The sequence below is a fragment of the Cohnella soli genome (assembly GCF_042655525.1).
GTDB lineage: Bacteria > Bacillota > Bacilli > Paenibacillales > Paenibacillaceae > Cohnella > Cohnella soli.
Window position 1 is genome coordinate 532736 of the sequence record NZ_JBHSMI010000028.1, and the last position, 11568, is coordinate 544303.

At 52.3% G+C, this 11568-nt stretch carries 4 protein-coding genes; all 4 read left to right on the plus strand.

The window, feature by feature from the left end; all coding sequences use genetic code 11:
• Window positions 1-201 precede the first annotated feature (201 nt).
• The 4 genes from ACFPOF_RS18535 (at window position 202) to ACFPOF_RS18550 (ending at window position 11561) form a co-directional block, all read left to right on the plus strand.
• The gene (locus tag ACFPOF_RS18535; protein ID WP_378135304.1) at window positions 202-5556 is read left to right on the plus strand and encodes an immunoglobulin-like domain-containing protein; all 5355 of its coding nucleotides are present in this window, start codon (window positions 202-204) and stop codon (window positions 5554-5556) included.
• Window positions 5557-6448: 892 nt separating this feature from the next.
• Window positions 6449-8152 carry a sensor histidine kinase gene (locus ACFPOF_RS18540; RefSeq protein WP_378135306.1) on the plus strand — a complete coding sequence of 568 codons (1704 nt, stop codon included), beginning with the start codon at window positions 6449-6451 and terminating at the stop codon, window positions 8150-8152.
• Entirely contained in the window at window positions 8145-9722 is a 1578-nt protein-coding gene (locus ACFPOF_RS18545; protein WP_378135308.1) for a response regulator, read from the plus strand. Before ACFPOF_RS18540 ends, ACFPOF_RS18545 begins: the two co-directional genes overlap by 8 nt.
• A gap of 102 nt (window positions 9723-9824) precedes the next feature.
• Entirely contained in the window at window positions 9825-11561 is a 1737-nt protein-coding gene (locus ACFPOF_RS18550) for an extracellular solute-binding protein (RefSeq protein ID WP_378135310.1), read from the plus strand.
• Window positions 11562-11568: the final 7 nt, after the last annotated feature.

An 11568-nucleotide genomic window follows, 5' to 3' on the forward strand; every position in this document is an offset into this window, starting at 1 on the left:
ACGACGAGTTTTGAGAGATTTTTGAGAGAATGCTTATGCTAGACTCAGGTGCCAAGTAAGTTTGGGTATTATGCCCAGGTGGGATTTCGGAGAGTAATCATTTTTTACTTTTAATTAAAGGAAGGAAGATGTGGATTGAAGCGGGGTAGACAAGGAATAAGATTAGGTATAACAACGATCAAATGTTGGATTTCTACTGTCATGGTATTTTTTTTAATTGCGGCCAATCTTCCCGGGTATGCCTTCGCAGGCTCTCTTGACAAATGGACTATCCAGAGTCCGCTGCCAACGGGTAATCAACTATCAGGCATCACTTATGGAAACAACACGTTTGTGGCGGTGGGGATCTCTGGAACGATTATAACTTCAAGTGACGGGACGAGCTGGACGAACCAAACGAGCGGCACTCCGAATCAACTAAACAGCATCACTTACGGAAACAACATGTTTGTGGCGGTGGGGGCAGCTGGAACGATAATAACCTCAAGCGACGGAATGAGCTGGACGAGCCGAACGAGCGGTATTGCGGCTATGTTGATCAGTGTCGCCTACGGCAATGGCATGTATGTGGCGGTAGGCGAAAATGGAACGATTGTGACTTCCAACGACGGAGTGAACTGGACGAGCCGATCGAGCGGTATTACGGATAATTTAAATGGCGTCACCTTCGGAAACAACACCTACGTGGCTGTGGGGAACTTTGGAAAGATTGTAACCTCCAGTAACGGAACGAACTGGACGAGCCGAACGAGCAACGTTACGTATCATATAAGGTCCATCGCCTACAAAGTCGGCAAGTTTGTGGCGGTGACACAGTCTGGACCGGTTGTACTCTCAAGCGACGGAATAAGCTGGATGTACGAATCCAGCGGCACCGCGAATGCTTATTATAGTATCATTTATGCCAACAACACGTTTGTGGCGGTGGGAGTCTCTGGAAAGATTATAACTTCAAGCGACGGAACGAGCTGGACGAGCCAAACGAGCGGCATTGCGAGTAATCAAAATCTATATGGCATCGCCTATGGAAATAGTACGTATGTGGCGGTGGGGACTAGTGGAAACATTGTAACCTCCAGTAACGGGGTGAACTGGACGAGTCAAAACAAAGGCACTACGATGGGAGTAAATGGCGTCGCCTACGGGTTAGGAAAATATGTGGCGGTGGGATTCTCCGGAGACAGTATTACCTCCAGTGATGGAGCGAACTGGACGAGCCTCATAAAAATCACTTCGGCTATCCTGAACAGTGTCACCTACGGAAGCAACATGTTCGTGGCGGTGGGGTCCTCTGGGGGGATTTTTACCTCCAGTAACGGAACAAACTGGACGATGAAGACAAGCGGGACTTCGAGTGATCTACTAGGCGTCACCTATGGAAATGGCACGTATGTGGCCGTGGGTGCAAGCGGAAAGATTGTAACCTCAAGCGACGGAACGAGCTGGACGAGCCGAACGAGCAATACTACGAATTATCTAACTGGCGTCACCTACGGAAATGGCATGTATGTGGCGGTGGGGTATAACGGAACGATTGTAACCTCCAACGACGGAGTGAACTGGACGAGCCGAACGAGCAATACTACGAATAATCTAACTGGCGTCACCTCCGGAAACAACACCTATGTGGCGGTGGGGAACACGGGGACGATTCTCGTCTCCAGTGACGGAGCGAACTGGACGAGCCGAACGAGCAATACTACGAATCACCTAAATAGTATCGTTTACGAGAATGGCACGTATGTGGCGGTGGGAAACTCGGGAACGATTTTAACCGCCAGCGATGAAGTGAGCTGCAACGCCGGAGTGAGCTGGGCGAGCTGGACGAGCCAACCGAGCGGCACTACGGGCCACCTAAAAAGTATTACGTACGGAAACGGCACGTTTGTGACGGCGGGTATGGGTGGACTCATAATGACAAGCGATATAGCGACACAAAATAGCGCCGTCAGTCCGAGCACGTGCAATTTCGACAAGAACACGGCAAATACCTCGGTTGGACACTATCAAGATGTATCCGCGACGCTGACGCTGAACGGCAATACGCTGAGCAGTATCTCGAACGGCGCTGCCGTATTGGTGCTGAACACGGATTACACAGTATCCGACAACACGGTGACGATCAAGAAAGAATATTTGGCGGAGCAGGCGCCCGGCACGACAAACTTGACGTTTATCTTCAGCGCTGGCAATACGCAGACGCTGACAATAACGATCAGCGATACGGGGCCGCAGAGCAGCACGATCAGCCCGAACACGGGCGGTTTTGACAAGAACATGGCAGACACCTCGACCGGACACTACCAGGATGTATCCACGACGCTGACGCTGAACGGCAACACGCTGAGCGGCATCGCGAACGGCGCGACGGCGCTGTTGCTGGACACGGATTACACGTTGTCCAGCAACACGGTGACGATCAAGAAAGAATACTTGGCGCAGCAGGCGCCCGGCACGACGAGCTTGACGTTTACTTTCAGCGCAGGCCATACACAGACACTGACGATAACGGTCAGCGATACGACGATGACCGACGCGGAAGCTGTAGCCGCTGATAAGGCTGCGCTAGAAGTTAGCTTTGGAAGTGGTGACAGCGCAACGAACGTGACGAAAGACCTGACGCTGCCTGTAACAGGAGCAAGCGGCACAACGATCACGTGGTCGTCTAGCGATGCGACTGTTGTAGATGAAGACGGTAAAGTGACCCGCCCGCCCTACACAGCGGGAGACAAAGAAGTAACGTTGACGGCAACCATTACAAAAGGCGGCGAAGTGGAGACCAAAATCTTCACGATCACGGTGAAGGCAAGCTTGCCGACCGACGCAGAAGCCGTAGCCGCCGCCAAGTTGGCATTGGTAGTCGGCTTTGAGAGCGGAGACAGCGCTGCGAGTGTCACCGCAGACCTGACTCTGCCTGTAACGGGAGCAAGCGGTACGACAATCAGTTGGTCGTCCAATGATTCGACCGTTGTAGATGAAGACGGTAAGGTGACCCGCCCATCCTACACAGCGGGAGACAAAGAAGTAACACTCACCGCAACCATTACAAAAGGTGGCGTAACCGAGACAAAGACGTTCACGGTAAAGGTGAAGGCAAGCTTGCCGACCGACGCAGAAGCCGTAGCCGCCGCCAAGTTGGCATTGGCAGTTAGCTTTGGAAGTGGCGACAGTGCAACGAACGTGACGAAAAACCTGACGCTTCCTGTAACAGGAACAAGCGGCACAACGATTACGTGGTCGTCTAATGATTCGACTGTTGTAGATGAAGACGGCATAGTGACGCGTCCATCCTACTCAGCAGGAGACAAAGAAGTAACGCTGACCGCAACCATTACAAAAGGTGGCGTAACGGAAACAAAAACGTTCACGGTAAAGGTAAAAGCGAATCCGCAAACCAACGCGGAGGCTGTAGCCGACGACAAGGCAGCGTTGGAAGTTAGCTTTGGAAGTGGCGACAGTGCAACGAACGTGACGAAAGATTTGACTCTGCCTGCGGCGGGAGCAAGCGGCACAACGATCACGTGGTCGTCTAGCGATGCGACTGTTGTAGATGAAGACGGCAAAGTGACCCGCCCATCCTACACAGCGGGAGACAAAGAAGTAACACTCACCGCAACCATTACAAAAGGTGGCGTAACCGAGACAAAGACGTTCACGGTAAAGGTAAAAGCGAATCCACAGACCAACGCAGAAGCTGTAGCCGACGATAAGGCTGCGCTGGAAGTTAGCTTTGGAAGTGGCGACAGTGCAACGAACGTGACGAAGGACCTGACGTTGCCTGTGACGGGAGCAAGCGGCACAACGATCAGTTGGTCGTCTAACGATGCGACTGTTGTAGATGAAGACGGCAAGGTGACCCGCCCATCCTACACAGCGGGAGACAAAGAAGTAACGTTGACGGCAACGATTACGAAAGGCGGCGTAACGGAAACAAAAACGTTCACGGTAAAGGTAAAAGCGAATCCGCAAACCAACGCGGAGGCTGTAGCCGATGATAAGGCAGCGCTGGAAGTTAGCTTTGGAAGTGGCGACAGTGCAACGAACGTGACGAAAAACCTGACGCTTCCTGTAACGGGAGCAAGCGGTACGACGATCACTTGGTCGTCCAACGATTCGACTGTCATCGCTCCTGACGGTAAAGTGACCCGCCCATCCTACACAGCGGGAGACAAAGAAGTAACACTCACCGCAACCATTACAATAGGTGGCGTAACCGAGACAAAGACGTTCACGGTAAAGGTGAAAGCACAAACGGCACCTGCCAATGATGGCGGTAATGCGGGATCAACGCCAAGTCCAAGCGGAGATACGGTTATCGTATTGGTGAATGGCAAACAGGAAAGCGCGGGAACGGCTACAACCGGCAAGCGCAACGACCAAACGGTCCTTACGATTACGGTTGACCAGAAGAAGCTGGGAGACAAGCTGGCTGCGGAAGGTCAAGGTGCAGTCATTACGATTCCGGCCAACAAGAAGTCTGATGTAGTCATTGGCGAACTGAACGGCCAAATGGTCAAAAACATGGAAAATCAAAAGGCCATTTTGGAAATCAAAACGGATCATGCGACTTACAAGCTTCCTGCGCAGCAAATGAATATTAACGCGATATCCGAACAAATTGGGAAGTCGGCGGCCCTGCAGGACATCAAGGTACAAGTTGAAATCGCCGCGCCAACGAACGACTCGGTGAAAGTGGTAGAGAATGCGGCAGCGAAAGGAACTTTCACGCTTGTCGTTCCGTCGGTTGAGTTCACTGTTAGAGCTACGTATGGAGAAAAGACAATCGACGTATCGAAATTCGATGTTTATGTCGAGCGGACGATCGCTATTCCGGACGGTGTCGATCCGAAAAAGATTACGACAGGCGTAGTGGTTAATTCCGATGGCACGGTACGCCATGTACCGACCAAGATTGTGCTGATCGATGGCAAATATTATGCCGTTATCAACAGCCTGACCAACAGTATGTATTCTGTTGTGTGGCATCCGGTTGAATTTAATGATGTTGCTGGTCATTGGGCGCAAATCGCCGTGAATGACATGGGATCGCGGATGATCATCGAAGGAACGGGAGGCGGCCAGTTCAGTCCGAATCGAGACATCACGCGCGCCGAGTTTACGGCGATTATCGTTCGGGCACTGGGGCTGAAGCTGGAGAACGGTTCAATGTCCTTCTCGGACGTAAAGACAACGGACTGGTATAGCAACGCAATCCAGACAGCGTATGCCTACGGTCTGATCGGCGGGAATAACGACGGGACATTCTGCCCGAACGACAAGATCACGCGTGAACAAGCGATGGTGATTCTCTCCAAAGCGATGAAGATTACCGGATTGAAAAGTAAGCTGTCCGCTCAATCGGGAGACGCAACACTTCGATTGTTTACAGATGCTTCAGAAGTATCCGCATGGGCGCAAAGCAGCGTCGCGGACAACATTCAGGCTGGCATTGCTTCGGGAAAAAGCGCTACTAAGCTTGCACCGAAGGATTTCATGACCAGGGCTGAGGTTGCAACCATTATTCAAAGACTTTTGCAGAAATCAGACCTGATATAACTTAATCCAGCTTCAGCGGTTTTTGCCCAATGTGGTGCAAAAACCGCTTTTTTCTGCGGCGGCACAAACAACTAACAATCATGTCGCTGCTGACGGAAACTGTACAACTCCTCGGGTCGTCACTCTAAGTGGGTTTCGCCTGACTGCAGCTCACCGTGCGGCGCTTCTCATCACTCAAAGTGGGTTTCGCCTGACTGCAGCTCACCGTGCGGAGCTTCACATCGCTCTAAGTGGGTTTCGCCTGACTACAGCTCACCGTGCGCCGCTTCTCGTCACTCTAAGTGGGTTTCGCCTGACTACAGCTCACCGTGCGGCGCTTCTCATCACTCAAAGTGGGTTTCGCCTGACTGCAGCTCACCGTGCGGAGCTTCACATCGTTCTAAGTGGGTTTCGCCTGACTACAGCTCATCGTGCGCCGCTTCTCGTCACTCTAAGTGGGTTTCGCCTGACTGCAGCTCACCGTGCGCCGCTTCTCGTCACTCTAAGTGGGTTTCGCCTGACTGCAGCTCACCGTGCGGCGCTTCTCATCACTCAAAGTGGGTTTCGCCTGACTGCAGCTCACCGTGCGGCGCTTCACATCGTTCTAAGTGGGTTTCGCCTGACTGCAGCTCACCGCGCGGCCTTCTCATCGCTCTAAGTGGGTTTCGCCTGACTACAGCTCATCATGCGCCGCTTCTCGTCGCGGAAGGCGGCGGCTGATTTTGCGCTTACTCGCTCCCTTGCATGCCCACAATCCACAATAATATTGGAAATCCGTTGTCTGCGGGGGCGTAATTGGCCCCCTGTATTTACGTCAATATTATGCACTCCACACATTGGAGTGCATGGTGCCGCTAACAAGTTAAATCAAGTATAATAATGGAAATCTTCCATGTCGAAGGCGGGGTACTTTGTGAGATTTACAGTTTTCCCCAAGCTGCTCTTGTCTTTCCTGTTCATCCTCGCGCCGCTGTATGTCATCAGTATCTTCATGATTAACTATGGATCCGACTACGTGCGGCAGCAAATCACCTACTCGATGCAAGAACGGTTGAATGCGTTCAACAGCGAACTGGAGAACAACGTTAGCAGAATGATTGCGATGATGAAGGAGCTGTCCACGTATGAGGAGTTGGATCGGCTGGCCAATATGGATGAGGTGCTGACCGTCTACGAGAAGAATTCATCGATCAGGCATGTGCAGAAGGAATTATCCGTTATTCGTTCGACCAGCAGCTTCGTTTCCAATGCAAGCGTTCACATCCCGGCGCTGAACCGGACGGTCGACATCAATCTTTACGACGAATTGCGTCAAGATGAATATGAGGCGCTTCATCAGGTAAACAACATCTACGAGACTCCCATCGTGTCCTGGAAGTCCGGCTTGTACATCAGTCTCGCTTACCCTTCGTTCCTGGGGCCGGCGCCCCCGCACTATATTATTTCGATTGAATTGTCCCGCGAAATGCTGATGAGCGCGTTATCGAAGCTGTCGAGCGGCGGGGAAGTGATTCTGCTCAGCGAGCGGAAAGGGTGGCGCATCTCGGAAGGACAACCCTTGGTCTCTGAGAGCTTCTCCGGCGTGCGAGAAATAGACGCTGGGGTGCAGGAGCTGAAGTTCGGCGGACAAACGTACATTGCAGCCTACCAGAACTCCGCGATGATGGGAACAACGTTAATGTTGGTTGAAAAGGAACAGAACATTTTGGGTCCGCTGCAGCAGTTCAGAGTCTGGTACTGGCGGTTCTCGGCGATCGCCATTCTGATCCTTGTGCTAGCCGCCTATCTCATCTACAAGCTCATCCATTCACCGACCCGCAAGCTCGTCCACGGCTTCCGCATGGTGGAGCAGGGCAAGCTCGATGTGGTTGTGCCCTTCCGCAGCAGCGATGAGTTCGGCTACTTGATTACACAGTTCAATCGCATGGTGCGCAAGCTGCAAGAGACCATAGTAGAAGTCTACGAGCAGAAGATCAGCACGCAGCACGCCGAGCTAAAGCAGCTGCAGTCGCAGATCAATCCTCATTTTCTGTACAACAGCCTGTTTATTCTTTATCGTTTGGCCAAAAAATCCGAAGATGAAGTGCAGATGGCGTTCACGCAGCATTTATCCGATTACTTTCAATTTATTACCCGGACCAATGCGGAAGAAGTGACGCTGCTGGAGGAAGTGAAGCATGTGACCAGCTATATTGAAATTCAATCGATTCGTTTTGCCGGGCAAATCCGCGTCGAGATGCAGGAGATTCCGGAGCCGCTCCGACAGTTTCCGGTACCCCGTCTCATTTTGCAACCGATTGTCGAGAATGCCTATAAATATGCGCTCGAGAACCGTGTCGGCGGCGGGCGACTGCAAATTACCTATGAGGAGGCGGATGAATTGCTGCGCATCCATGTGGAAGATAACGGGGATTCGCTGACGGATCAGAACATTTCCATGCTTCGCGGCCGGCTGCTCGATACCGGACAGTCCGCGCTGGAAACGACAGGAGTCATGAACGTTCATCAGCGGCTTAGGATCCGGTATGGCGCGGACAGCGGGCTTGCCGTGGAGCGAAGTGCGCTGGGCGGCTTGAAGGTCACAATCCAGATTTTCGTAGGAGGATCAAATGTATAGAGTACTTGTCGTGGATAATGAACCGATTATAGTAGACGGATTGTTCAGCCTGTTCCAGGAGCTTGATAGCTTGGAATTGGACGTCATGAAGGCCTATTCGGCCTTCGAAGCCATTGAATGCCTGAAAGAAAATAAAGTGGATGTCGTCGTGGCCGATATCCATATGCCAGGTCTGTCCGGAATCGAGCTTCAGCAGATCATCAGGGAGAGGTGGCCCAAATGCAAGGTGATTATGCTGACAGGCTACAACGATTTCAATTATGCGCAGACTGTCATCCGGCAAGGCGGCTTTGATTATATTCTGAAAACGGAGGGAGACGTCAAGATCATCGACTCCCTTAGCCGGGCAATCGGCGAGCTGCAACAATCGGAATCCATGGAAGACTACTTGAGTCTGGCCAAGGAACAGCTGCTTGAGGCGAGGCGGCTCCTGCAAAATGAGCTGCTTCTCCAAATTGTCGAGGAGATCGTTCCGTTCAACGAGAAGCTGCAGGAGCGGCTACTGGAGCTAGACATCGTGCTGCATGCCGACAGGCCGCTGTTCGCGGTTGCCTGTCGCGTGGACGAATGGGGGGAATCGTATTCGTTATCCGATCGGATGCTCATGATGTTCGCGGTAGAGAACATCGCGAGAGAGTATTTGGCAGACGCCAACTTCCAGTCGCTTTCGCTCGATCGGCACAAATTCATCTGGCTCGTTCAATATAAGCAGGAGCAGGAATGGGATGGTTTCGGCAAATATGTACGGAACATGCTGAGCGAGATTCAGACGACGTCTCAGAAGCTGCTGCGCACGACACTGTCATTTGCCGTTTCCGAGCATGCGATACCTTGGGGCGAACTGGCCCGTCGGACTCGCCTTCTCAGGCAGACGCTGGAGCAGGGGCTTGGTCTGGGCAAGGGCGTTGTGATTCGGGAGAACACAGCATCCATCGAGCACGTATCGCAGCAGATCCGGGTAGGCCGCTCGTTGGTTGAACTGGAGCGATGTCTGGAAGCAAGAGACGTCGCATCGTTCCGAAAGGGATGCAGGGCCGTCCTGGAGAAGGCCATCCAAAGGCACTCGCTCTACACGGAGGTCTACTACAGTATAGCGGTCATGCTGTGGGCGCATGTGAATCGTCTGAAATTGAACCCGGAAGAAGGGATGAAATCGATCGAATCCCTCCTGACATGGGAGGCGGCGGCTGATTACTTGACGGAAATTACCAGCCGAATCATCGAACAGCGGGGAGTCGAGCAGCTTCAGGAGTCTCATGAATTAATCGACAAGCTGCACCGCTATATCGAGGCGAACCTAGTGCAAGACTTGTCGCTTACCCGGCTGTCGGGCGTCGTTTATTTGAACGGGGCCTACCTGTCGCGTGTCTATAAACAAATGACCGGCATCGGATTAACGGAATATATCGCGGATAAGCGGCTGGACAAAGCGAAACAGCTCTTGATCGCGTCACAGTCCAAAATCAAAGACATTGCGGAAAGTGTCGGATTGGAGACGGGTTACTTCATCAAACTATTTCGCAAGCGCGAGCACATGACCCCGCAAGAATACCGCAAGCTAAAACTCTAGAAATATGACCATAAAGTATAAAGAGTTCTATATCTGCGAGAAACGTCTCCTTGTAACATAAAGGATGAAAGAATCGCACCAAGAAAAGGGGAGGCTATGAAATTGACCAAAAGATTGTCGTTGCTTATGGTATTGACAATGGCGGTGGTGCTCGTTCTCAGCGCTTGCGGCGAGGGCGGCAAGAACGGGGGCGACAACGCTGCGGCAACCGGGAGTCCGACGAAAGATGCAGCGTCAAGCGCCGGATCGAAGGACGAGCCGGTTAACCCGCTGGGTAAATACGATCCGCCCATTGAAGTTTCCACGGTTAAAATTTTTCAAGAAGTCGAGAAGTTTTACAACAATGAAACGGCAAACAACAGCATCTGGTCGCAAGGCGAACTGAACGAACTCGGCATCAAGATCAAGCTGCTCTGGTCGGTTATCGGCGCCAGCCCCGGCGGCCCCGGCGAGCAGAAGATGAACGTGACGATCGCTTCCAACGACTTGCCTGACATTTTTCAAGTTAACGGGAAGCAGCTTCAATTGCTCGTGGAAAGCGGCCAGGTGGAAGACTTGACCGAGGTCATTCATAAATACGCATCGCCCAAAATGAAAAAAGCGCTTGCCATCAACAACGGACAACCGCTGGATATCGCCAGCTTCGACGGCAAAGTAATGGCCTTGCCGGTTCCGCGCGGGAATGAAGACGCTTACATGATCTGGGTGCGGAAGGACTGGTTGGATCGGCTCGGTCTGCCGGAACCGCAAACGATGGACGACGTCCAGAAGATTGCGGAGGCGTTCACGAAACAGGATCCGGACAACAACAGCAAGAACGACACCTATGGCATTGGACTCACCAAGGATCTCTATACCGGCGGCATTCACGATCTGGCCGGCTTGTTCGAAGGATACCACGCATATGTGAACAAATGGGTGAAGGACGATGCCGGCAAGCTCGTATACGGCGGCATTCAGCCGGAAGCGAAAGCGGCGCTTGGAACGATCAAGAAGATGTTCGAATCGGGCTGGATCGACCCGGAATTCGGCGTGAAGGATGCGGCCAAAGTCAGCGAAATGCTCGTCAGCGGCAAGCTGGGTATGTTCTACGGCATGCATTGGGTTCCGTTCTGGCCATTGCCTGACTCGGTCAAAGCCGATCCGAAGGCGGATTGGCAGCCGTATCAAATCGTTTCCGCGGATGACAAGCCGGCCGTTCCTTCGGTAAGCATGGCCGTCGATACGAACGGAGCCTCCTTCTATGTCGTGCGCAAAGGATTCCAGCACCCGGAAGCGGTCGTGAAGCTGGCCAACTATACGCTTGAGAAATTTTACGGGTTCGACACGGGCATGTACGATAAGAACTTCATCAATGTGTACAATGAAGACGGCACCATAATGGAAGGCGGCTTCAAACGCCACCCGCTCGCCGCCGTCGTATTTCAGAGCCCGACGCAGAACTTCGATATTTACGAAGGCGTCAAGGCTGCGCTGGAAGGGAATCAGGACGCATTGAAGGATTTGAATGTCAAAACGAACTACGACGGAATTAAAGCTTATCAGGAAAAAAAGGATATCGCGAACTATTCGGCGATGAAGTGGGTCGGCCCGACGGGCTCCTCGTTCGCAACTCTCAGCAGCTATAAGGAGACGACGACCGATCAGTACACCGGCCCTGTGACCCCAACGATGGCGCAGAGGAAGTCGACGCTCGATAAGCTGCAATTGGAAACCTATACGAAAATTATCGTCGGCGGCGCAACGCTGGATGCGTTCGATAAATTCGTAGAAGACTGGAAAAAACTCGGCGGCGATGCCATCACGCAGGAAGTCAACGATTGGCTGAGTACAAAGTAGATAATCG